This window comes from Streptomyces sp. NPDC019937, from assembly GCF_040631655.1.
GTDB lineage: Bacteria > Actinomycetota > Actinomycetes > Streptomycetales > Streptomycetaceae > Streptomyces.
In genome coordinates, this window is sequence record NZ_JBEYAL010000025.1 from 53,735 (window position 1) to 78,360 (window position 24,626).

Annotated in this window: 15 protein-coding genes and 1 pseudogene; 12 read left to right on the plus strand and 4 right to left on the minus strand. The window is 70.8% G+C overall.

The genetic code is table 11. The features are described 5' to 3' along the window. Positions 1-81: 81 nt before the first annotated feature. Positions 82-7,419, plus strand: a complete 7,338-nt coding sequence (locus ABZ562_RS24725; protein WP_361483592.1) for an SDR family NAD(P)-dependent oxidoreductase — start codon at positions 82-84, stop codon at positions 7,417-7,419. Beyond that, positions 7,416-8,207, plus strand: a complete 792-nt coding sequence (locus tag ABZ562_RS24730; RefSeq protein ID WP_361483595.1) for an alpha/beta fold hydrolase — start codon at positions 7,416-7,418, stop codon at positions 8,205-8,207. The genes ABZ562_RS24725 and ABZ562_RS24730 overlap by 4 nt, the downstream gene beginning before the upstream one ends. On the opposite strand, the gene ABZ562_RS24735 is transcribed toward ABZ562_RS24730, so the two are convergent. Further along, positions 8,158-8,934, minus strand: a complete 777-nt coding sequence (locus ABZ562_RS24735; RefSeq protein ID WP_361483598.1) for an SOS response-associated peptidase — start codon at positions 8,932-8,934, stop codon at positions 8,158-8,160. The genes ABZ562_RS24730 and ABZ562_RS24735 overlap by 50 nt on opposite strands. 178 nt (positions 8,935-9,112) lie before the next feature. Between ABZ562_RS24735 and ABZ562_RS24740 the strand changes: the two genes are divergently transcribed. Continuing rightward, complete coding sequence (locus ABZ562_RS24740) at positions 9,113-9,676, plus strand: DUF488 domain-containing protein (protein ID WP_361483601.1); 564 nt, start codon at positions 9,113-9,115, stop codon at positions 9,674-9,676. 22 nt (positions 9,677-9,698) lie between these two features. On the opposite strand, the gene ABZ562_RS24745 is transcribed toward ABZ562_RS24740, so the two are convergent. Continuing rightward, positions 9,699-10,319 (minus strand): TetR/AcrR family transcriptional regulator, encoded by a 621-nt coding sequence (locus ABZ562_RS24745; protein ID WP_361483604.1) that lies wholly within the window; start codon positions 10,317-10,319, stop codon positions 9,699-9,701. Positions 10,320-10,494: 175 nt separating this feature from the next. On the opposite strand from ABZ562_RS24745, the gene ABZ562_RS24750 reads away from it, so the two are divergent. From ABZ562_RS24750 to ABZ562_RS24775, 6 genes are all read left to right on the plus strand, one after another. Then, positions 10,495-11,787 carry a sugar ABC transporter substrate-binding protein gene (locus ABZ562_RS24750; RefSeq protein WP_361483607.1) on the plus strand — a complete coding sequence of 431 codons (1,293 nt, stop codon included), beginning with the start codon at positions 10,495-10,497 and terminating at the stop codon, positions 11,785-11,787. Beyond that, the gene (locus ABZ562_RS24755; RefSeq protein ID WP_361483610.1) at positions 11,784-12,737 is read left to right on the plus strand and encodes a sugar ABC transporter permease; all 954 of its coding nucleotides are present in this window, start codon (positions 11,784-11,786) and stop codon (positions 12,735-12,737) included. The genes ABZ562_RS24750 and ABZ562_RS24755 overlap by 4 nt, the downstream gene beginning before the upstream one ends. A 1-nt stretch (position 12,738) precedes the next feature. Next, positions 12,739-13,614: a carbohydrate ABC transporter permease gene (locus ABZ562_RS24760; RefSeq protein ID WP_361483613.1), complete on the plus strand. Its 876-nt coding sequence runs from the start codon at positions 12,739-12,741 to the stop codon at positions 13,612-13,614. A gap of 70 nt (positions 13,615-13,684) precedes the next feature. Next, complete coding sequence (gene uidA, locus ABZ562_RS24765) at positions 13,685-15,469, plus strand: beta-glucuronidase (RefSeq protein WP_361483616.1); 1,785 nt, start codon at positions 13,685-13,687, stop codon at positions 15,467-15,469. A 191-nt stretch (positions 15,470-15,660) separates the two neighbouring features. Continuing rightward, positions 15,661-16,605: a nucleoside hydrolase gene (locus ABZ562_RS24770; protein ID WP_361483618.1), complete on the plus strand. Its 945-nt coding sequence runs from the start codon at positions 15,661-15,663 to the stop codon at positions 16,603-16,605. Next, on the plus strand, positions 16,602-18,062 hold the full coding sequence (locus tag ABZ562_RS24775; RefSeq protein WP_361483620.1) for an MFS transporter: 1,461 nt from the start codon (positions 16,602-16,604) through the stop codon (positions 18,060-18,062). The genes ABZ562_RS24770 and ABZ562_RS24775 overlap by 4 nt, the downstream gene beginning before the upstream one ends. A gap of 347 nt (positions 18,063-18,409) precedes the next feature. Here ABZ562_RS24775 and ABZ562_RS24780 read toward each other — a convergent pair. Then, positions 18,410-19,523 (minus strand): annotated as a pseudogene (locus tag ABZ562_RS24780) (NAD(P)/FAD-dependent oxidoreductase); the annotation flags it as partial. A gap of 349 nt (positions 19,524-19,872) precedes the next feature. On the opposite strand from ABZ562_RS24780, the gene abc-f reads away from it, so the two are divergent. The 3 genes from abc-f (at position 19,873) to map (ending at position 23,148) form a co-directional block, all read left to right on the plus strand. Then, positions 19,873-21,492: a ribosomal protection-like ABC-F family protein gene (abc-f, locus tag ABZ562_RS24785; RefSeq protein WP_361483622.1), complete on the plus strand. Its 1,620-nt coding sequence runs from the start codon at positions 19,873-19,875 to the stop codon at positions 21,490-21,492. Between the two features lie 48 nt (positions 21,493-21,540). Continuing rightward, a complete protein-coding gene (locus tag ABZ562_RS24790) occupies positions 21,541-22,218 on the plus strand; it encodes a CatB-related O-acetyltransferase (RefSeq protein ID WP_361483624.1) in 678 nt (225 codons plus the stop codon). Between the two features lie 147 nt (positions 22,219-22,365). After that, on the plus strand, positions 22,366-23,148 hold the full coding sequence (gene map / locus ABZ562_RS24795; protein WP_361483626.1) for a type I methionyl aminopeptidase: 783 nt from the start codon (positions 22,366-22,368) through the stop codon (positions 23,146-23,148). A 401-nt stretch (positions 23,149-23,549) separates the two neighbouring features. On the opposite strand, the gene ABZ562_RS24800 is transcribed toward map, so the two are convergent. Then, complete coding sequence (locus ABZ562_RS24800) at positions 23,550-24,491, minus strand: aminoglycoside phosphotransferase family protein (RefSeq protein ID WP_361483628.1); 942 nt, start codon at positions 24,489-24,491, stop codon at positions 23,550-23,552. Between the last annotated feature and the right edge of the window lie 135 nt (positions 24,492-24,626).

Consider the following 24,626-nt stretch of genomic DNA (forward strand, 5'->3'; position numbering starts at 1 on the left):
TCGACCCGGCCCCGGGGCGACCCGCCGCGTGCCGGCCACAACCCGCCGACCGGGGCTTGGCCGTTGATAGGGTCGGTGGCGATGGCGCAACACAACACGTCCACGCTGCCCGCCCCGTTCGCCCGTGAAGAGCAGGCCGACGATATCGCCATCGTCGGGCTCAGCTGCCGACTGCCGGGTGGCATCACGGCGCCCGAGGAGCTGTGGGCCGCGCTCGCCGACGGGCGCGATCTGGTCGGTGAGATACCGGCGGACCGGTTCGACACGCGCCGGTTCGTGGACCCCGATCCACGACGGCCCGGCAAGGCGTACTCGGCCGCGGGCGGATTCCTGGAGGACATCACCGGGTTCGACGCCGCGTTCTTCGGGCTGTCGCCCCGTGAGGCCAGCCGCATGGACCCGCAGCAGCGGCTGCTGCTGGAGATGGCCAGGGAAGCCCTCGACGACGCCGGAATCGACCCGGCGACCCTCGCCGGGTCCGGCTCCGGGGTCCACGTGGGCGTGAGCAACGCCAACTACGGCCAACTCCAGTACGCCCGCCCGGAGGCGATCACGGCGTACACCATGGCGGGCGCGGCGCTCTGCAACACCGCCAACCGGATCTCGCACCTGTTCGACCTGCGGGGGCCGTCCATGGCGGTGGACACCGCCTGTTCCTCGTCCCTGGTCGCCCTGCACCAGGCCTGTGCACACCTCCGTGCCGCGGACGCCGGAGAGGGCGGCGTCGCGCTCGCCTGCGGGATCAATCTGCTGCTGAGCCCGGGGGACTTCATCGGGTTCTCCAAGGCGTCCATGCTCTCCCGCGGCGGCCGTTGCCGCTCCTTCTCCGCGGACGCCGACGGATACGTCCGCGCCGAGGGCGGCGCCGTGGTGGTCCTCAAGCGCCTCGCCGACGCCACGGCGGACGGCGACACCGTGCACGCCGTGGTCCTCGGCACCGGAGTGGGCGCGGACGGACGCACCGCAGGGCTCTCGCTGCCCAGCGCACAGGCCCAGGAGCACCTGATGCGCCAGGTGCACCACCGCGCCGGGGTGCGCCCCGAGGAGGTGTCCTATGTGGAAGCGCATGGCACCGGTACGCAGGCGGGCGACCCGATCGAGTGCCGGGCGCTGGGGCAGGCGCTCGGCGCGGGCCGGCGTACGCCGCTGCCCATCGGCTCGGTGAAGTCGAACCTCGGCCACCTGGAGTCCGGGGCGGGCATGGCCGGTCTGCTCAAATGCGTGCTGATGCTGCGCCACGGTGTGATTCCGGAGTCGTTGCACGCCGAACCGCTCAACCCCGCCATCGACTTCTCCGCGCTGGGCCTGGAGCCGGTGACCGCGCCGCGGCCCCTGGCCCCCGGTGCGCTGGCGGTCAACTCGTTCGGCTTCGGCGGGGCCAACGCCCACGCCGTCCTCGGCCCGCCACCCCCGCCCTCCGCCACCCCGCCGCCGGAGGCGACGGCCCTGCCGGTGCTGGTCTCGGCGGCCACCCCCAAGGCGCTCGCCGAGGCCGTCACCCGTACCGCCGCCCGGCTCCGGGACACCACCGACGCGTTCTACGACATCGCCTTCACCAGCTGCGTCCGGCGCGGACACCACCGTGAACGGGCCGCCGTCCTGGCCGACAGCGCCGAACAGGCCGCCGCGCTGCTGGAGACCATCGCCGAGGGCGCCCCCCTGAGCGGGGGAGCGGCGGGGAGCGCGAGCCCGGGGCCGGTGGCGTTCGTGTACTCCGGCAACGGCGCCCAGTGGGCGGGCATGGGCGCGGAACTGCTGGACGCCGAACCGGCGTTCCGCGACGCCGTCGCCGAGGTGGACGCCGAACTGGCCGGACACCTGGGCTGGTCGGTGCTGGGGGAGCTGAGGTCCGCGCGGCCTGAGCTGCACCGGACCGAGATCGCCCAGCCGCTGCTGTTCGCGGTGCAGATCGGGCTGACCGCACTGCTGCGGGAGCGTGGCATCCGGCCCGCCGCGGTGGCGGGGCATTCGGTGGGCGAAGTGGCCGCGGCGCACGCCTGCGGGGCGCTGGACCTGCCGTCGGCCTGCCGGGTCATCGCCGAACGCGGTCACGCGCAGGCCGACACCGCCGGTGGCGGCCGGATGGCGGCGGTGGGGCTCCCCGCCGACGAGGTCACCGCGCTGATCGCCGGCCGGGACCTGGAGCTGGCCGCGGTGAACAGTCCCACCGATGTGACCCTCTCCGGGCCAGCCGCCGAACTGGCCGCGTTCGGGGACGAGTTGCTCCGCCGCGGTGTGTTCGTCCGGGAGCTGGACCTGGATTACGCCTTCCACAGCCGGTCGATGGAACCCATCCGGGACCGGTTGCACACGTCGCTGGCCGGGCTCGCCCCACGAGCCGGTACCGCCGCGTTCGTCTCCACCGTCACCGGCGGGACACTGCCGGGCACCGACCTGGGCGCCGGATACTGGTGGCGCAACATCCGGGAGCCGGTGCTGTTCGGGCCCGCCGTCACCGGCCTGGTGGACGAGCACGGCTGCGGCACGCTCGTGGAGATCGGCCCCCATCCGGTGCTGCTGGGCTATCTGCGCAGGCAGTGCGCCACCGTGGACCGGCCCGTGACCACGGTCGGCACGCTGTCCCGCGAGGCGGCCGGCGCCGCCGCGGTGCGGACCACCTGTGCGGCGGTGCTCGCCGCCGGGGCCGAGGCCGACGGGGACACCTGGTTCCCGGTACGCGGCAAGGTGGTGCCGCTGCCCGCCTACCCATGGCAGCGCGAGCCCCACTTCAACGGCGGCCCGGACTGGTGGTCGGCGCGACCGGGCGGCGGGCAGGAGTCGGGCCACCAGCTGCTCGGCGACCGGCTGCCGACCGTGGAACCGACCTGGCAGACCCCGGTCGAGCCGTCGCGGCACGGCTGGATCGGCGACCACCGGGTGAGCGGGGCGGTCGTGATGCCGGGCGCCGCGTACCTGGAGATGGCGCTCGCGGCCGGCCGGAGCGTCCACGACAGGAGCGGCCACGACCGGAGCGGCCACGAGGGGGCCGTGGAAGTCACCGGCCTCGACATCGGCAAGGCGCTCGTACTGCCGTGGGACGACCCCGGTATGGACACCACCGTGCAGACCCGCCTCGCAGGTGAAGTGCTCCGCGTGGCCTCCCGCCGGGGCGAGGAGGACTGGCAGGAACACGCGAAGGCGCGAGTGCGCCGGCTGCACGGCGAGCCTCCGGCGCCCCTGGACGTGGCGGCCATCCGCGCGGCCGCCCGGACCGAGATCTCCGGTGAACGGCACTATGCACGGATGCGGCAGGTAGAGCTGGCCTACGGAGAGGCGTTCCGCGGTGTCCAGCGGCTCGCCGTGGCCGACGACACGGTGCTCGCCGACTACGCCAACCCCTCCGGGGCGCAGGGGTTCCACGCCCACCCGGCCCTGATCGATTCCACGCTGCAATCCATCGCGGCGCTGCTTCCCCGCGCCGAGAACGGCCAAGTCCACCAGTTCCTGCCCGCCACACTGGAGCGGGTCCGGTTCTGGCGTACCCCCGCCGACCGGGGCGTGGCACTGATCCGTACGCGTGACCTGACGCTGCGCGAGGCGATCGTGGACATCAGCGTCGCGGACCCGGACGGCACCGTCGCCATGGAGCTGCGCGGAGTCCACGTACGCCGCAACAAGGGAGCCGCGAGCGGCATCGACCGCATCGTCACCACGCTCCGGGCCGCACCACTGCCCGGGGCCACCGGCCCGGCCGGGCAGCCGACCGCCACCGCGCTCGCCGCCGCGCGGGCCCCGGAAGTGGCGGCGCTGAGCGCCGCGGCCCGGCGCCACGACAGCCCCGCCTTCGTACGCCGGGTCAAACACCTGACCGGCCACTTCGTGACGGCCGCGCTCGCCGAACTGGAGGACAGGGGCGAGCGACCGGCCAACCGCGAGCTGTACGAGAACCTGCGGGCGCTCGCCGAACGGGAAGGTGTGCTCGACCGGACCCCGGAACCGGACCGGCTCCTCGCCGGTCTGCTGCGCGACTTCCCCGCCATGGCGCCGGAGCTGCTCCTGTACGCGCGGTGCGGGCCCCAACTGGCCGGTGTGCTCACCGGAGACGTCGACCCGATGCGCTTGCTCTTCTCGGACACCGAGCGCCTCGCCGAGCTGCACTACACGACCTCCGTGGTACACCACTACCTCAACCGGATGGCGGGGGCACTGCTCACCGGACTGATCGACGCCTGGCCCGCGGACCGGCCGCTGCGGATCCTGGAGGTCGGCGCCGGCACCGGGTCCACCACCGCCTGGCTGCTGCCCCGGCTGCCCGCCGACCGCACCACCTACGCCTACACGGACATCTCCAGCGCGTTCTTCCCCCGCGCCCGCCACCGGTTCGCCGGCCACCGGTTCCTCGACTACCGGACGCTGGACCTGGACCGGGACCCCACCGAACAGGGCTTCCACGCCGCCTCCTTCGACCTGGTGATCGCCGCCAACGTCCTGCACGCCACCACCGACGTGCGCCGGGCCCTCGGCCACGTCGCCGAACTCCTCGACACCGGTGGCCGGTTGCTCGCCGTGGAGTTCCACGACAACGACCTCTTCGCCCCCTGCTACGGACTGCTCCCCTCGGCGACCGGCTTCACCGACACCGATCTGCGCGAGGACATGCTGCTGGCCCGGGACCAGTGGCCCCACGTCCTGCGCTCCGCCGGGTTCACCGACGTGGCCCAGGTCGGCGAGGAGCCCACCTGCTCGGTCCTCCTCGCCGACCGGGGCGACCGCGAACACACCGCGCCGGAACCCGCCGCCACCGCGCCCGGCCACTTCCTGGTGGCGACCGACGGCCTCGACGACTTGGCCGCATCCGTGGTGGCACGGCTGCGCGGTCCGGGCCGCTCCGTCAGCCACATCGACGCCTCCGAGGACGCCGCGCGATGGGGCGCCGCGCTGAACCGCACCGAGCTGACCGGCACCGAGGAGAGCACCGGGATCCTGGTCATGCTCGGCGACGAGGCCGCCGAGGACACGGCCGACCCCGTCGGCCTGGTCGTCCGGCAGGCGGCGGTCCTCCGGGCGATGGTCACCGCCTGCCAGGCGCTGCCCGAGAGCCGTGAGGTGCACGCCTGGGTGCTGACCACCGGCGAGCGCACCGCCGTTCCCGAACGCCCCGCCCCGGCCGCCGCCTGGGCCCAGGCCCGCACCCTGACCAGCGAGAACCCCCTGCTGAGGGTCCGCAGGATCGCGGTGGCCCCGGGCGCCACCGCGGCGGACATCCGCGCGGAGCTGCTCGCCGGGACCGAGGAGGACGAGGTCGTGCTCACCGGGGGCGGGCGCTTCGTACCACGGATCACCGAGCGCCGCCCCGCCACCCGCGGCGTCCGCCCCTTCGCCCTGGCCGTGGCGGACGACGGACCGGCCTGGACGGCGGTGGCCACGCCCGAACCCGGACCGGGAGACGTGGTCATCGAGGTGCGGGCGGCCGCGCTCAACTACGCCGACATCATGGTCTCCCGGGGACTGGTGCCGCCCATGGCCGCGACACCGGACACCGGGACCCCGCTGCTGGGCCTCGAATGCGCCGGAGTGGTGACCCACGTCGGCGCCGGGGTGACCGACCGGGCCGTGGGCGACCGGGTGATGGTCGCCCAGTCCGGAAGCCTCGCCTCGCATGTGCGCTGCCCGGCCCGGCTCACCGTCCCCATCCCCGAGGACATGCCGTTCACCGAGGCGGCCACCATCCCGACGGTCTTCGCCACCGTGCACTACGGCCTCGACTACCTGGCCCGGCTCCGCCCGGGCGAGACGATCCTCGTGCACGGGGCCGCCGGGGGAGTGGGGCTGGCCGCGCTGCGGTACGCCGAACACGTCGGGGCCACCGTCATCGCCACCGCGGGCACCCCCGCCAAACGCCAGCTGCTGCGCCTGCTCGGCTACCCCCACGTACGGGACTCGCGGAGCCTCGGCTTCGCCGACGAGGTCCTCGACATCACCGAGGGCCGCGGGGTGGACGTGGTGGTCAACTCGGTGGCGGGGGAGGCGCTGGGCCGCGGCATGGAACTGCTGCGCCCGCACGGCCGGTTCGTGGAGCTGGGGAAGCGCGACATCCTCGCCGACAACGCGCTCGCCCTGCGGCCGTTCTCCCGCGACCTGTCCTTCTTCGGGGTCGACCTCACCAGTCTGCTCCAGGGCGACAGCCCGGTGGCCGGGCAGATGATCGACGAACTGGCCGAGCACGTCGCGTCCGGGGTGTACCGGCCGCTGCCGCACCTCACCTACCCGGCGGACCAGATCGCCGACGCCATGGCCCTGCTGCGGGACTCCCGGCACATCGGCAAGATCGTCATCACGCTCGACCCCGCGGAACCGCTCCCCGTACGCGCACCCCGCCCTCCCGTGTCCCCGGACCCGGAGGCGACGTACCTCGTCACCGGTGGGCTCGGCGGGTTCGGCGCGGCCACCGCCCTCTGGCTGGCCCGGTGCGGGGCGCGCCACCTGGCGCTGGCCTCCCGCAGCGGCGCCGCCCACCCCGAGGCCCGCGCGGTGCTCGCCCGCATCGCCGACGAGGGGGCACAGGCGACCGCCTACGCCACCGACATCACCGACCCCGCGGCCACCCGGGAACTGGTGGCCGCGATCGACGCCACCGGCCACCCGCTGCGCGGTGTCATCAACGCCGCCATGGTGCTCGACGACGTCCTCGACGACGCCACCGCGGTGGAGCTGGACGACGAGCGGACCCGCGCCGTGGTGAGCCCGAAACTAAACGGCACGGCACACCTGGACCGGCTCACCCGAGACCGGCCCCTGGACTTCTTCGTCTTCTACAGCTCCATCTCCGCGCTCGCCGGCAACCTCCGGCAGAGCACCTACGCCGCGGGCAACCTGGCGGGCGAGGCGATCATCCGGCGGCGCCGGGCCGCGGGGCTGCCCGGACTGGCCGTCCAGTGGTGCGCCATCTCCGACACCGGCTACGCCGACCGGGCCGGCATGGTCGACACCATGCGCCAGGCCGGGTTCGGGGAACTCGACTCCACGACCGCCACCCGGGTTCTCGGCGAGCTGATCACCGATCCCGACGCGGACGTCGTCATGGTGGGGAACACGGACTGGGCCCAGACCGCGAAGCTCCTCCCCGCCGTCGCCGCACCGCGCTTCGCCGAGATCCTGCCCGCGCCGGACGCCGATCCCCACGACGCCGACCGGAACATACCGGAGCTGGTGCGCTCGGCGGACGAACCCGAGGCGCTGGCCCTCGTCACCGAGGTGCTGGTCGCGGCGCTCGCCACGGTGCTGCAGACCGCTCCGGAACGCATCGACCCCGACACCCGGCTCGACCAGCTCGGCCTGGAGTCGCTGATGGCGGCCGAGCTGAGCTCCGTACTGCAGCGCAGGCTGGACTGCGTCGTCCCGACGATGGAACTGGCCACCGCGGCCGGTGTCCGGCAGCTCGCCCCGCGCCTTCTCGGACGGGTCAGGCGAGGCGCATGACACCGCCTGTGCCCTTCCCCGCCCCAAAGCTCAACCGGCTCACCGACCGGCAGACCGCGCGGATCCGGCTCTACTGCGTGCCACCGTCCGGCACCGGATCGGAGTTCTTCCTGCCCTGGACCGCCGCGTTCTCCGAACTGTTCGACCTGGTGGCCGTCGACCTGCCGGGCCGCGGCACCCGCACCGGGGAACCGTCGATCACCGACATCGGCTGGGCCGCCGCCGGTATCGCGGAAGAGATCGCCGCGGACCTGCGGCACCGGCCACCCGCCGACGGCTTCTACGCCGTCTTCGGCCACAGCTTCGGAGCGCTGCTCGCCTTCGAGGCCACCCACCGCCTCCGGTCGGCGTCACGCACCGAACCGGACCTGCTCGCCCTCTCCGCCGTTCCACCACCCCACCGCGACGGCCTCGACGACCACATCGCGCGCAACCTCGGCTCCGGGATCGCCGTCATCACCGAGATCATGGGCTGGGAGCCACCGGCCGACGACGCGCTCACGCGCACCGTCTACACGCCGTTCCTCGCGGACGCGGTGGCGCTGCTGCACCATACGCGGCGGGCCTGGCCGCCGCTGCACGCGCGGCTGAGCGTCTTCGGCGGACTCGACGACCCGATGGTCGACCCGGAGACCCTGCACGAGTGGAGCGCTCGTACGACGGCCGGCGCCCGGGTGCACCGCTTCCCCGGCGGCCACCACTATCTGCGCACCCAAGTGGCCGAGGTGGTCGGCCGGCTCACGGACGATCTGCTGGCCGCGTACCGGAATCCGGCGGGTAACTGGTGACCTCGCCCAGGAGCTGCGGACCGTTGTTGCGGGTGTTGTTCACCGCCGTCGAAACGGGCCGAGCGCTCAGGTGGCCGTCCGCGGGCTGAGTGAGCAGGCCGCGCAGCTCGTCGGCGTCGTCGCGGTGAGGGTCGAGCCAGGCATCGTAGTGCTCCGGGGCCAGGGCGAGCGGCATGCGGGGGTGGACGCGGCCGGCCGCGTCGGTGGCCTCGGTGGTGATGATGGTGCAGGTCATCAGCCAGGCGCCCGGGGCATCGTCCGCTTCCGGGTCGCGCCAGTACTCGTACAGGCCGGCGAGGGCCATCACCTGCTCATCGGTGGGGTGGATGAAATACGGCTGCTTGCGCCTCTTGCCGCTCTTGCCGCTCTCGAGCTGCTGCCATTCGTAGAAGCCATCGGCCGGGAGCAGGCAGCGGCGCCGGGCGAAGGCGGTGCGGTAAGCGGGCTTCTCGTGCACGCTCTCCACCCGCGCGTTGATCATGCGGGAGCCGATCTTCGGGTCTTTCGCCCAGGAGGGCACCAGCCCCCAGCGCAGCGGCCGCAGCTCCCTGCGCACCGACGCTCCGTCGTCGTCCCCGCGCGGGGCGCGCTCGAGGACGGCATAGACCTCGTCGGTGGGGGCGACGTTCCAGTTCGGTTCCAGTGTCTCCTCGGAGCGCCAGTCGAGGACGCCGAAGAGCCGGGTCAGGTCCTGCGGGCTGCGGGTGGACACATAACGGCCGCACATATCGCCACTGTGCCACGCATCCTCCCGGGACGGCGGATGGCCCACGCCACCACAGCCGCACGGCATGCCGCGCGGCGCCCGCTTTGAAGACGACGGCCCTGGTAACCCGTCGCGGCAGTCCCGGCGGCCGATGAGGGCCCGCCGGTCACCACCCGCTGTGATGGCCACGCGGAGGGACATGGAACCGCTACTGATCACCTTCGGGCACGGCACCGCCGGCCGCGAACAGATCATCCGACTGCTCCATGGCGCCGGTGTCACGGCCGTCGTCGACGTACGCATCGCCCCGGGCAGCCGCCGCGATCCGGACCTGGCCAGGCAGCGGCTGGAGGTGTGGATGCCCGCACACGGGATCGCCTACCGCTGGGAGCCCGACCTCGGCGGGTTTCGCAAACCGCCTCCGGACAGCCCGGACGTGGTCTGGCGCAACGCGTCCTTTCGCGGCTATGCCGCACACACCAGGACGCCCGGTTTCCTCGCCGCCATGGAACGGCTGCTGCGCGACGCCACGATGGCCCGTACGGCGGTGATGTGCGGCGAAGCGGTCTGGTGGCGCTGCCACCGCCGCCTGATCGCCGACTTCGCCGTCCTCGCGCGAGGGACGCCGGTGCACCATCTGATGCATGACGGGAAGCCGCACCTCCACGTGCCGACGCCGGGTGTGCGGCTGCGCGAGGACGGCCTGCTCGTCTACGACGACCTCGCGGCAGCACACGCGCCGGGCGCACCCCGCACGTCCTGACGGACCGGTTGGAGGGACGGGGCTACGCGTCGCGGGGGAGTTGGGTACCCAGCAGATCTTCCATCGCGGCTGTCATCCCGCCGACGAGGTCGAGTCGCTGGTCGATGAGCCACTGGAGCTGAAGCCCGTCCCACACGGCGACAAGGGCCCCCGCGAGCGCGCGGGGGTCGCGGCTGTTGGAGACCCGGCCCTTGTCCTGGTCCCGCCGGATGGTGATCGCGAGGGTGGTGATGACCCTCTCGTACCTGTCACGGAACCACTGGTGCGCGGGATGGTCCGGGGCTGAGGATTCCGCGGCCATGAGGGCGAGCAGCCGCAGCATCTCCTGTCGCTCGAGGTTGCGGCGAACGTACTGCAGCACGGCGTACGCCACACCCTCGCTCCGGCTGTCCGACTGGAAGGAGTCGACGCTTGCGAAGTCGGCGTTCTCGAGGACGGCCACCAGGAGCGCGCTCTTGCTGGGGAAGTGGTGCACGACGCTGGTCAGGCTGAGATCGAGTTGTTTGGCGATCTCCCGCAGGGACCCGCCTCGGTAGCCGCGCGCCGAGAAGACGGAGGTGGCGGAGCTGATGATCTCGGCTCGGCGTCGCGCGCTCTTGGCATAGGGGCCACGCCGAGCGACTGGGCGAGTCTCTTGGGTCATGGCATCAACCCTATGGCGGCGCGGCCGCGCCGCGCTCCGCCCCCGCCCGCCCCGGTTTTCGCCCCGTCGAAACTGTGGCACCTGTTCGGGTTTCGCTGTACCGTCTCGCTCACCTACACCACGACGTGCGGAAGGGCCGCTCACGCATCCCTCGGGTGGAGAGGAACAGGCAAGAATGCTCAGATCACACATCGCGAAGACATGCGCTCTCGGATTGGCCGCCGCGCTGCTCATGACCGGCTGCGGTCGGACCGGCACCCCTCGTGGACAGGAGTCCGCGGGCGCGCCCATCGACAGCTCACCCGCGACCGGCGACATCACGGTATGGGCCATGGGTACGGAGGGCGAGCTGCTGCCCAAGCTGGCCGCCCGGTTCGAGAAGGCGAACCCCGGGGCGAAGGTGAAGGTCACGGCCGTTCCGTGGCAGGACTACGGCAAGAAGGTCGAAACGGCGATCGCGTCCGGTGACACCCCTGACGCCACCTTGGTGGGCGCTGCGGATCTCGCGATGTTCGCGTCCACGGGCGGGCTGGAGCAAGTCCCGCCGAAGCTCGTCGACGACTCGGCCTTCTACCGGGGTGCCGTCCGCAGCAGTGCCTTCGAAGGGGCCACGTACGGCGTCCCCTGGTACGTGGACACCCGCTCCCTGTTCTACCGCAAGGACCTGGCACGGGCCGCCGGAGTGTCCGCGCCGAAGACCTGGGACGAGTACGGCCCCTTCCTCAAGGCCCTCCAGAAGGAGGGCGCGAAGTGGGGCCTGTCGCTGCCCACCGGCGCTGCGCAGAGCTGGCAGAGCGTGTTGCCCTTCATGTGGCAGGCCGGAGCCCGGCTCATGAACGAGGACAAGACCGAGTTCACCTTCGACACCCCCGAGGCGCTCAAGGGGCTGGAGTTCTACCAGTCGTTCTTCACCTCGAAGACCGTGAGCAGGAACGGCCCTTTGAGCCTCGGAGAGATCGAGCCGGAGTTCGTCGACGGGTCCACCGCCGCACTCATCTCCGGCCCGTGGGAGCAAGGTCTGCTGAAGTCCGCCGGTGGCGCGTCCTTCGTCGACGACAAGGTGGGGATCGCGCCGCTCCCGGCGGGGCCGCGTTCCAACGCCGGTTACATCGGCGGCGGGCACTGGGCGGTGTTCAAGGACGCCAAGAACCGCGAAGGCGCCTGGAAGTTCATCCGGTGGACGGCCCGGCCCGACAGCCAGAAGGCATGGCACGAGCTGTCCGGCGACCTTCCCGCCGTGCAGTCGGCCTGGAACGAGGGCAAGCTCGCGACGGACACCGCCCTCGGTGTCTTCCGGTCCCAGCTCAAGACCGCCCGGCCGGGGCCGACCGCCATCAGGTGGAAGCAAGTCACCGCGGTCTTGGACGCCGAGATCGAAAAGGTCGCCAAGGGAATCTCCTCGCCGAAATCGGCTCTTCAGCGGATCCAGGCCAAGGCCTCGACGATCGGAACCGGAAACCAGCGATGACTCCGACCGCCTCCGTGAAAGCCCCACCGGACCGCGCCGCCACCCCTCGGCGAACGGCTCCACCAAGGACCGCGTCGGGACGCCTTCGGCGCACGCTGATCGCCTGGGGATTCTGCTCGCCGTTCATCGCGCTGTTCGCCACCTTCGGCGTCTGGCCCGTCGTCTCCTCCCTGTCGATGAGCGTCACCGACATCACCAGCCGGGACGTGCGGACACCCTTCCAGGTCGACTTCGTGGGCCTCGACAACTACAGCACGCTGTTCTCGGATCCGACGTTCGTCCGCGCGGTCCTCAACACCCTCTATTTCGTCGCCGTGGGAATCCCCCTGACGATGGTGATCGCCCTCGCCCTCGCCGTCGCGCTGAACTCGGGGATCCGGCGCGCGAAGGCACTCTTCCGGGTCGCGTACTTCGCCCCCGTGGTGACGAGCATCGTGGCCATCGCAGTGGTGTGGAGGTACCTCTACAAACCGGACGGGTTGATCAATTCCATCCTTGCCGTCGTGGGAATCCACGGCCCCGACTGGCTGAACGATCCGGACTGGTCGATGCCCGCGCTCATCCTGATGGCGGTGTGGCGCCACTTCGGCATCCCCATGGTGATTTTCCTGGCGGGGCTGCAGGCGGTCCCTGCCGAACTGTACGAGGCGGCCCGCATCGATGGGGCTACCCGCTGGCGCGCTTTCCGCAGCATCACCCTGCCGCTTCTCAGGCCGACCACTTTGATCGTGGCGGTACTCCTGAGCGTCAGCTACCTCCAGTTCTTCGAAGAACCGTTCGTGATGACCAGCGGCGGTCCGCTGGACAGCACGACGTCGATCAGCTACTACGCGTACCAGCAGTTCGGCTTCGGAAATTACGGCGTGGCCTCTGCCGCCTCGTACGTGCTGGTGGCCGCGATCGCGCTGCTCAGCTTCGTTCAATTCCGCATCTTCCGCGCGAAGGCCTGACATGATCACCACGACCGCAAGCACGGTTCCGGTCCACCGCGACATCAGCGCACGCCGACGCATCCCGACTTCCCGCATGCTGCTGTACGGCGCCTTGACTCTGGGTCTCCTCGCGACGCTGGCTCCGTTCGCCTGGATGTTTCTCGGGTCGGTCAAACCGACTGGCGAAATCGTCGCTCATCCCAGTTCCTGGCTCCCGGATGCTCCGACGCTTGTCAACTTCGACCAATTGCTCTCGAAGCAGAACTTCGGACTGTACTTCTTCAACAGCGCGCTGGTCGCCCTGGCCTGCGTCCTGGGGAATCTGCTGTTCTGTTCCATGGCCGGGTATGCGTTCGCGAAAATCGAGTTCGCCGGGAAACGCCTTCTGTTCAGCCTCGTCCTCACCATGCTGATCATTCCGGGCGTCACCACCTTCGTGCCGCTCTTCGTCCTGGTCAGCAACATGGGTCTGAGCAACTCCTACCTGGGGCTGATCCTGCCGTTCCTCGTGACGCCGCTTGGGGTGTTCCTCATGCGCCAGTTCATCCGCGACATCCCGGATTCCCTGGTCGAGGCGGCCCGCCTCGACGGTGCCGGTGAGGTGCGGACGTTTCTGCGAGTGATCCTGCCGCTCTGCCGTCCCTCCCTCGCGACGCTGGCGATCCTGACCTTCCTCGCCCAGTGGAACAACTTCCTGTGGCCACTGGTGATCGCCCAGACCGAGGAGCACTACACCCTGCCCGTCGCGCTCGCGTTGTTCTCCGTGGGCGCCAACGGCACCAACTACGGCCTGCTGCTCGCCGGCGCGGCAACCGTCGTCACACCGATCGTCCTCCTCTTTCTGGCCCTCCAGAAACATTTCGTCCAGGGAATCGCCAGCACCGGCATCAAATAGCCGCAATCGCGTCGGGGCCGATTTCATCGAAACATCGCGTGACACCACGCGAAGAACAGGAGAACCGAAGATGCTTCGCCCGCAGGACGGCCCCACACGCGAACGCCGCTCACTGGGCGGTCTGTGGAGGCTCCGGCTCGACCCGGAGGGAGCAGGCCGCACCGAAGGCTGGTGGCGCTCGCCCCTCGCAGCGGCCGTGGACATCCCGGTACCGGCCAGCTACAACGACATCTTCCCTGACGCGACAGTCCGCGACCACGTCGGCGACGCGTGGTACCAGACGAGCGTATGGGTCCCGGCCCGGTGGGCAGGGGAGCGGATCGTCCTGCGCTTCGACGCGGCCACGCACCGCGCCACCGCCTGGATCAACGACACCGAGGTCGTCGCGCACGAAGGCGGCTACACACCGTTCGAGGCCGACGTCACCGCACACCTGCGCCCCGGAGAGGACAACCGTGTCACCGTCGTGGTCAACAACGAGCTGACGTGGGAGTCGATACCGCCGGGCCGCGTCGAGGAACGTTCCGACGGCCGCCGGACACAGCGGTACTTCCACGACTTCTTCAACTACGCGGGTCTGCACCGGTCGGTCTGGCTGTACACCACCCCCCGTACGCACATCAGCGACATCACCGTGGCCACGCGCTTCGAGGGCGCGACCGGCGTGGTCGACTACCGGGTGGAGAGCACCGGGGAGGCGAACACGGTCCGTGTGGCGTTGCGCGACGCCTCCGGCACCGAGGTGGCCACCGCCACCGGTGCCGTCGGCACACTACGCGTGCCCGACGTTCACCCCTGGGCGCCGGGCGACGGCTACCTCTACGAACTGGTGGCCACGCTGTCGGACACGTCGGGCGGCATCGTCGACGACTACCGCCAGTCCGTCGGCGTGCGCACCGTGGAAACCCGGGGCAGGCAGTTCCTGATCAATGGAAACCCCTTCTACTTCAAGGGATTCGGCAAACACGAGGACGCCGCGGTGCGCGGCAGGGGCCACGACGACGTGCTGATGGTGCATGACTTCGCACTGCTGGAGTGGACCGGCGCGAACTCCTTCCGGACCTCGCACTACCCCTACGCGGAAGAGGTCCTCGACTATGCCGACCGCCACGGTGTGGTCGTGATCGACGAGACGGCGGCGGTCGGCCTCAACCTCAACATCGGCGGAGGTGTCTTCACGTCCGGCAAGGTGACCACGTTCTCCTCCGACACCATCGGCGAACGCGCCCAGCGCACCCATCTGCGGGCGATCCGGGAACTCGTGGCGCGCGACAAGAACCACCCCAGCGTCGTCCTGTGGTCCATCGCGAACGAGCCCGACAACGTCCAACCGGAGGCACGCGACTACTTCGCCCCGCTGGCGGCCGAGACCCGCCGCCTGGACCCGACCCGGCCCGTCGCCTACGTCAACGCGCTGATGGGAACACCGGACCAGTGCGCCGTCACCGACCTGTTCGACGTCGTACTCCTCAACCGCTACTACGGCTGGTACTTCGGCCCCGATGACCTGGCAGCGGCCGAGACCGAGTTGGAGGCCGAACTGCGGCAGTGGGCGGAGCGGCACGACAAGCCCATCGTCATCACCGAGTACGGGGCCGACACCTACCCCGGCCTGCACAGCGCCGTGCCCAGCCCCTGGACGGAGGAGTACCAGACGGAGCTGCTCGACGTGTATCACCGGGTATTCGATCGGGTCGACGCGGTGGTGGGAGAACAGATCTGGCACTTCGCCGACTTCGCCACCGCGCCCGGCGTCTTCCGCGTCGACGGCAACAAGAAGGGCGTCTTCACCCGTGAGCGCCGCCCGAAGAGCGCCGCCTTCAGCCTGCGCGCCCGGTGGCGAAAGGCTGACTGAGCACCCCGCTGTGCGGTCATAAGGTGGGCCACAGGCGGAAGCTGCAGTCCGGGCAGGCACTGCCCGGACTGCTTCCGAATCCCCAGGTAACGCGGTGAAACGCGCCGAACCTTGTCACGTTACGGTGTGAAACTGACAACCACGGTTGAGGGCCCCCTCATGTCCTCCGTCACGCACCCAGAAAGAACCCGATGAGAAAGATCATCCTCGACTGCGATCCCGGGCACGACGACGCGATCGCCATGCTCCTGGCACACGGCAATCCCGCAGTCGAACTGGTCGCCGTCACCACCGTCGTCGGCAACCAGACCCTGGAGAAGGTCACACGCAACGCCCTCTCGGTCGCGCGCATCGCGAACATCACCGGCGTACCCTTCGCCGCAGGCTGCTCCCGCCCGCTGGTGCGCACCGTCGAGACGGCCCCCGGGATCCATGGCGAGAGCGGCATCGACGGCCCCGCGATGCCCGAGCCCACCCTCTCCTTGGACCCTCGCCACGCCGTCGACCTCATCATCGACACCGTGATGGCCCACGAGCCCGGCGAGATCACCCTCGTCCCCACCGCGGGTCTGACCAACATCGCCCTGGCCGTACGCAAAGAGCCCCGCATCGCCGAGCGCGTGCGCGAGGTCGTCCTCATGGGCGGCGGCTACCACACGGGCAACTGGAGCCCCGTCGCCGAGTTCAACATCAAGATCGACCCCGAGGCCGCCCACATCGTCTTCAACGAGAGCTGGCCGGTCACCATGGTCGGTCTCGACCTCACCCACCAGGCGCTGGCCACTCCGCAGGTCCTCGACCGCATCGCCGGAGTCGGCACCGCCCCCGCCGCCTTCGTCACCGAACTCCTGGACTTCTTCGGCGCCATGTACCTCAAGGAACAGGGCTTCGAACACCCCCCGGTGCACGACCCCTGTGCCGTCGCGTACGTCATCGACCCCACCGTCATGACCGTCCGCAAGGCCCCGGTGGACATCGAACTCACCGGCACTCTCACCCTCGGCATGACCGTCACCGACCTCCGCGCCCCCGCCCCCGAGGACTGCCACACCCAGGTGGCGGTCACCCTCGACCACCAGCGCTTCTGGGACCTGATCGTGGACGCCCTCGAACGGATCGGTGACGTACCCGCATGAACCACCCTTCCACCGAAGCGGACCGTGCCCCGGCCGCCACCACGGGCGGCAAGGGCCCCGTCCGGATCTGGGTCCTGGTCACCGCGCTCCTGACGGCCTGCTTCGCCTTCCAGCTCAACGCGAGCATGCTCAGCCCCGCCCTGAAGGGCATCGAGGACTCCCTCGGGGCGACCTCGGCCGACGTCGGCCTGACCCAGACCGCGTTCTTCACCTCGGCGGCCCTCTTCTCGCTCTTCCTGCCCCGCCTGGGCGATCTCGTCGGCCGACGCCGGGTCCTGGCCGGGATGCTGGCCCTCATGGCCGTCGGCTGCGTGATGGCGGCCCTCGCCGGGAGCATCCCCATGCTCTTCGCGGGCCGCGTCATCCAGGGCGTGTCCGGACCCACCGTGCCGCTGTGCCTGATCATGCTCCGCAACGAAGTCCACGACCCGAAGAAGTACGGCACCCTCCTCGGCGTCATCACCGCCGTCAACGGAGGCGTCGCCGGCGTCGACTCCCTCGCGGGCGGATACCTCGCCGACCACCATGGCTTCCAGGCCATCTTCTGGGCCATGGCCGCCGTCGCCGCACTCGCCACCGTCCTGGTCGCCACCCTCACCCCCGAGTCGGTCGCCACCAAGGCCGCGGATGCTGAAAACCGCATGGACTGGCCCGGAGTCGCGCTCCTGGTCGTCTCGGTCGGAGCGGCCCTGATCGCCCTGAACGAGGCCGGGAAGCTCGCCGACGCCAACTGGCCGCTCGTCGCCGCCCTGTTCGTCGTCACCGCCATCGCCTTCGCCCTGTTCTGGCGCACCGAGGCCCGCGGCAGCCACCCCCTGGTCGCCACCCACCACCTCAGGCAGCGCTCCACCTGGGCACTGCTGCTGACCACCGTCCTCACCATGACCGGCGTGTTCGCCGTCATGAACGGCCTGATCCCCGCCTTCGCCCAGGACGCACAGGCAGGTTTCGGCATGACCGCCGAACAGTCCGCCTGGTGGACCCTGATCCCGTACGCGCTCGCGGGCCTGGCCATGGGCCCTCTCGCCGGCCGCCTCGCCGCCACCCACGGCTACGGCCGCATCCTGCGCACCGGCCTCATCGGCGCGGCCGCCACCCTCGCCCTGATGCTCCTCACCCTGCGGGCCGACTCCCGCCTGCTGCTCCTGGCGGCGTCGATCCTCATCGGCATCACCTACGCGGGTGTGGGCAACATCGTCCTCAACGGTCTCGGCATCGTCCTGTCCCCGAAGGAGAACCCCGGCTTCCTGCCGGGCCTGAACGCGGGCGCCTTCAACCTCGGCGCGGGCCTCAGCTTCGCCCTCGTCTACGCGGCCCAGACCGCCGCCGAGCCCGCGGACAAGACGTCCACCACCGGATACGGCGCGGGCATCATCACCGGAGCCGCCCTCATCGCCGCCGCCTTCGCGACGTCCTTCCTGATCCCCAAGCCGGTGGAGGCGGAAGCGACGCCCTGACAGCACCGATCGGCCGTGAATCCCCAAGAGGCCGACTCGTGAATGCTGCTGTGACCAGCGTGGCGCGGGTCGACACGAATCGTCACCGATTGCTGCCCCGCGTCCGCTGACGCACGCTTCGAGGACCGCTTGCCGTCAAGGTTCCAGGTGGAGGTGCACGCGAAGTCGGTGTCGGAGGTGAAGCTCTCGGAGAGCTTGGCCGTCACCGGCAGCGTGGTCGCATCCCGCACACCCGGAGGGGCGCTGCCGGCGGCCCCTCCGGGTGGCTGGGCTTGTGCGGAGGTCAGTCCTCCGCTCCGCCCCTCGCCATCGTCGGGGGAGAGCCGTGGGCCGCCGGCCGAGGGAGCCCCGGTGAACATGTTGATCAGGCCGTGGGGCGCGTCGTCTCGGTAGCACAACTCGTGGACGTAGGCGCCTTCGGCGGCGGCCGCAGCGCTGCGGGGGAACATGGCCTGCTCGTATGCGGTGAGCGCGGTCTCGACGTCGTCGGGGTGAGCGGGGAGGGCCTTGCCGAGTCCGGCGCCGTCGTACATGGCGAGGTTGGCGCCCTCGCCGTTCGGGAGCGAGAGGTGGGCGGCATCGCCGAGCAGGGTCACCCCCGGCACCCGCTCCCACCGGTGCTCGACGGGCAGGGCGAAGAGGGGGCGCAGCACCGGGGCGGTGTCACCGTCGGCGATCAGCGCGGTGAGCTCCGGTGCCCAGCCGGCGAACTCCTGCGCGATCCGTGCGCCGGCCGCGGTGGCGTCGGTGAAGTCGATGTCCGCGAACCAGTCCCGCGGCCGGGCGAGCATCACGTAGGTGTGCAGCGTGCCGCCGTTCTCCCGGTGCGTCAGGAATCCCTTGCCGGGCGCGAGCGCGAACAGCGACCCGCCGCCGACCGCTTTCGCGCCGGCCGGGTGGCGGGTGTCGGCGTCGAACAGGTAGGTCTCGACGCCCGACATGCCGATGTACTCGGGGGGGGCGTCGGACAGCAGCGCCCGACCCGGGACCACGCGCCGTCCGCGCCGACCAGCAGGCCGGTGGTGATGGTGGTGCCGTCGGCGAACATCACCTGGTGGCGGCCCTCACCGAGGGCGCGGGTCGCGCTGGCGTTGTGCCCCCACCGGACGGTCTCGGCCGGGAGCGAGCCGAGGAGCGTCCGCCGCAGCTCACCGCGCAGCACCTCGGGGCTGCCACCCGTACCGTCGTCGGCCCGGTCGAACAGAACGCTCCCGTCCCGGTCCAGGACCCGCATCGTCTGGCGGCCCTCCAGGACGAGGCCGCGGAACTCGTCCGTCAGGCCGGCCGCCTGTAAGGCCGGCTGTCCGCTGTCCTCGTGGATGTCGAGCATCCCGCCCTGCGTGCGCGCCGTCGCAGAGGCCTCCGCCTCGTAGACGGTGGCCGGATGCGGTGCACGTGCAGGACGCGGGCGAGTGTGAGGTCGCCGAGTCCGGCACCGATGATCGTGATGTCAGTGGTCATGGTGGTTCCTTGCTGTCGCACGCCTGCCGGATGGGCACCCGGCAGGATCTCTGGGGAAGGTGCCGGCCTCAGTCGAATGTGGAAGGTGCCGGAGTCGAAAGGCCACCGACAACCGACCGACAGCCAGCGATACGTGACCGACACCGCGACCGCGTCGAGCACCCACGTACGAATACGGACGGTGCGCAGCCACCGCCAGGAAATCCGTTTGCTCAGGAAACGGCGTTGTGGAAGCATCTTAATGCATCAGTTGTCGCACTAGTGGAGTGATCGATGCTCTTCCGAAGCGTTCGCCCGACCACGCGGCCCTCGACGGCCGCACCGTCCTCGAATGCTTCGGAGTCCCCGCATGCCTACCCAGATCACCGCGCTCGCCGTCAGCAAGTCCTTCAACGACAGGCCCGTCCTTGACTCGGTGACGTGCTCGCTCGCCCCCGGCGAGCGCACCGGGATCATCGGCGAGAACGGATCCGGCAAGACCACCCTGCTGCGCCTGCTCGCCGGGCGCGAACGGCCCGATCAGGGCGAGGTCGTCGTCCACGCCGCCGGTGGCGTCGGCTATCTCGCCCAGGACGAGCGGCCCGCCCGGCAGGCGACCGTCCAGCAGATCATCGACCGGGCCCTGAGCGATCTGCACGCCGTCGAGCAGCGCATGCGCCGCCTGGAGGCCGCGATGGCCGAGGGCGACGAGTCGGGCATGGTCGAGTACGGCGAACTGATGACGGTCTTCGAGCTGCGCGGCGGCTACGACGCCGACGCCCGTGTGGAGCGGGCCCTGCACGGCCTCGGCCTCGGGCTGGTGAGCCGTGACCGTGCCGTCGGCAGTCTGTCCGGTGGCGAACAGGTCCGGTTGCGGCTTGCGGCCGTCCTGGCGGCCGCGCCGGAGGTGCTGCTGCTCGACGAGCCGACCAACCATCTGGACGAGAGCGCCCTGAGCTGGCTGGAAGAACACCTGCGCAGCCGGCGCGGTACCACGGTGGCGGTCTCCCACGACCGGGTCTTCCTCGAACGTGTCGCCACCAGCCTGCTGGAGGTGGACGCCGACCGGCGCCGCGTCGTCCGGTACGGCAACGGCTACGCCGGCTACCTCGCCGAGAAGGCGGCTGCCCGGCAGCGCTGGGCCCAGGCGTACGACCAGTGGCGGGCCGATGTCGACCGGCTCCGCGAGACCGCCGCGACCACCGCCCGCCAGGTGGCCCCCGGCCGTCCGATGAAGGACGGCAACAAGATGGCCTACGACCGGGCGGGCGGCCGGGTGCAGCGGTCGCTGGCCGGCCGGGTACGCAACGCCGAGGAACGGCTGCGCCGTCTGCTCGCCGACCCGGTCCCGCCCCCGCCCGAGCCGCTGCGCTTCACCCCCGTGCTGCGGGCCCGCCACCTCCAGAGCGTCGTACTCGACGCCGCGGACATCGCCGTCACCGATCGGCTCGACCGCACGAGCCTCACCGTCGCGGCGGGCGAACGCCTGCTGATCACGGGGCCGAACGGAGCGGGCAAGAGCACCCTGCTCGGCGTCCTGGCCGGAGAAGTCGCCCCCGACAGCGGGAGCGTCACCCGCCGCGGCAGGATCGGCCACCTCCCCCAAGAGCCGCACCCAGGGGAGCCGGACGAGACCGTGCTGGCCGCCTTCGCCCGTGGACGGGCGGGGGAGGCCGCCGCGTACACCGAGCAACTGCTGTCCCTCGGCCTGTTCGGCCGCGACCAGCTCGCGGTGCCGGTCGGCCGGCTGTCCACCGGGCAGCTGCAGCGTCTCGCCCTGGCGCGATTGCTCAGCGAGCCGTCCGACGTCCTGTTGCTCGACGAACCCACCAACCACCTGTCGCCCGCCCTCGTCGAGGAGCTGGAGGCCGCTCTCACCGGGTACAACGGCGCCATCGTCATCGTCAGCCATGACCGCCGGCTGCGTCGGCGCTGGCGGGGCGCCCACCTGACGATGCGCGCCACCTCGACGTCCGTCACCCGGTGCTGAAGTCCTCCGGGCCCGCCGACACTCCTTCAGGAAGGGAAGCACATCGTGATGCCACCTGTTCCCGCCGACCCGACCGTGCTCCATCCGATGCCCGAGCAGCCGCGGGTGGTCCTGCTGAAGCCACTGGTCACCTCGCCGCTGATCGAGGTCGGGGAGTTCTCCTACTACGACGACCCCGATGATCCGACCGCCTTCGAGACGTGCAACGTGCTCTACCACTACGGACCGGAAAAGCTGGTCATCGGGAAGTTCTGCGCGCTGGGCGAGGGCGTGCGGTTCATCATGAACGGTGCCAACCACCGTATGGACGGCCCCTCGACGTTCCCCTTCCCGATCATGGGCGGTTCCTGGTCCGAGCACTTCCCCCTCATCACCGGCCTGACCGGGCGGGGAGACACCGTGGTGGGCCATGACGTCTGGTTCGGTTACCGGGCCATGGTGATGCCCGGCGTCCGCATCGGGCACGGAGCGATCATCGCTTCCGGCTCCGTCGTCGTCGACGACGTCCCCGACTACGGCATCGTCGGCGGCAACCCCGCCCGCCTCATCCGCCGCCGCTACAGCGATGCGGACGTCAACCGCCTCCTGGCCCTGGCCTGGTGGCACTGGCCGCTCCAGCGCATCACCGAACACGTCCACACGATCATGTCCGGCAGCATCGACGACCTGGAAGACGCGGCGGCCGCACAGCCGGCAGAGGCGCCTCACGACCCGTCCGCCGACTGACGTTCCTCTTCCGGGTAAACAGTGGCCGGGTCCTCGTACGCATGGCTGCCCACGCACTGCGGTGAGCGGCAGCCTGACCAGAGACCCAATTCTCGTACCGGTATAGTATGGCCGGTATAGTTATTGGTTGCATGAGAAGGGCGCCGCATGATCGAGATCCTGAGCTCCACCCAGCTGGCCCGAGCAAAAGACACCGGCGCCCTGGTCGCTGACATCCTGCGGACGCTGAAGAGCCGCAGCACGATCGGCACGAACCTGCTGGACATCGACCGGTGGGCCAAGGCCATGATCGTCGAGGCGGGAGCGCTGTCCTGTTACGTCGACTACGAGCCGTCCTTCGGACGCGGCCCGTTCGGCCACTACATCTGCACGGCCGTCAACGACGCCGTGCTCCACGGACGGCCATACGACTACACGCTCGCCGACGGCGATCTGCTGACCCTCGATCTCGCCGTCTCCCAAGGCGGAGTCGCCGCGGACGCCGCCATCAGCTTCATCGTGGGCGACGCACAGCCCCCGGAGAGCGTCGCGATGATCAGTGCCACCGAACGCGCCCTGGCCGCAGGGATCGCCGCTGCCGGGCCCGGGGCTCGCATCGGCGACATCTCCCATGCCATCGGCACGGTCCTCAGCGAGGCGGGGTACCCGATCAACACCCAGTTCGGAGGCCACGGCATCGGGTCAACGATGCACCAGGACCCGCACGTTTCGAACACCGGCCGGCCTGGCCGTGGGTACAAACTGCGCCCTGGGCTGCTGCTGGCACTGGAGCCGTGGATCATGGCGGACACCGCTGAACTCGTCACTGATGCCGACGGATGGACGCTCCGAAGCGCGACAGGCTGCCGGACGGCACACAGTGAGCACACGATCGCCATCACCAGCGACGGAGCCGAAATCCTCACCTTGCCCAAGCAAGCGCAGTTGTGAGGTGGGAGCCCCGGTGTTCCTCTTCTCCAAGCACCGCATCGCGGCCTCGACGACGGGTGGCACACCAGCTTTGGGGCGCGCTTCGAGAAGAGGATCAGCAGGCGGACGCCCGGCACCAGCGTCACCGCGTCGGGGTAGTACAGCGGCCCAGGCCTGCACCCCGAACTCGCTCATCAAGCCGTGCGCTCGGCTCATCGCTGCGCACCAGTCGGCATTGTTGCTCCCTCGGGGCCTGCCACGGTCTCCTCACGCCCTGGCGGCTTGGCATCGCGATGACCCCAGCAGGGCGTCCTGTGCCACTGCCCCTTGAGCGCGTACGTTGCAACCGGACTCTGACCGCTCAGGGTTCGATTGGCACGGGTTACAGGTGCCCTCTGGCAGCGAATGGTGTGCGCCTCAGGTCACCGCTTTGGTGCTGGGGGGCTGGAGGGGTGGATCGTCGTGGTGAGGCGTCGCAGCGCGGCCTGGGCAGGTGGGCCCCAGGTGCGCTTGCCGCCCGGACGGCCGTGGACGCCTGCCTCGCCGATGAAGATGCAGGCGAGGGCTTTCAGCACAGCCCAGCCGCGGGCGCGGCGTCGGGTCGCTGCGTCGGCGGCCGGTTGATAGGCATCGTAGAAGCGGTCGACGGCGCCGTCCGGCAGCAGCATCCAGGCGGCAGCGAGATCGCAGGCCGGATCGCCCGCGAAGAGATCGCCGAAGTCAATCACGCCGCAGAAGGTGCCGTCCGCGGTGAGGATGTTGGCCGGATGCAGATCGCCGTGCAGCCACAGCGCCGGCCCCGCCCAGTCGGGCGCGGCGACGGCATCTTCCCAGACGGCGCGGACAGCGTCCGGGTCAGGGATCAGCCGCGACTCGGTGGCCGAGGCCACGGCCTGTTCGAACGCTTCCGCCTGGTCGGTCAGCGGCCCTCCACGGTCACGGCCGGTCGGCGCCCCGGTAGGGGCAGGTCGGTGAAGAGCGGTGAGAAACGCGGCCAAGGTGTCGGCAGCCTCCGCGGCGCGCGTGGCGGGGGCGCGGTCGGCGGGCGTTCCGGGCACCCAGGTGGTGACGATCCAGGGCCGCGGAAACCGTTCGGAGGGTTCGCCGAGGCGCTGTGGTACGGGGACCGGCAGAGGAAGGTGCGGGGCCAGGGCGGGAAGCCACGCGTGCTCCTTTCGCAGCAGCGCGTCCGCGGACAGCGTTGCCCAGGGCAGCCGGACGGCGAGGTCGTCGCCGAGCCGCCACAGCTGGTTGTCCCAGCCCCGCGCACCGAGCCGCACAGGGTGATCGGCCAGGTCGGGGTGCTGGTCGCGTAGCAGATGCCGGACCAGTTCCGCGGTGATCTCGATCTCGGTGTGGGTCATGCGGAGCCACGATAGCCGGACGGTGAACCACCGTTCGTGACGACCAGCACGTAGCGGAGTCTCGCCTGAGCGTCCGGGCTGCCCGCTCGACGCGGGGATGACCGCGGTCACGATCTTGCGGGCGGCTCCAGCCGC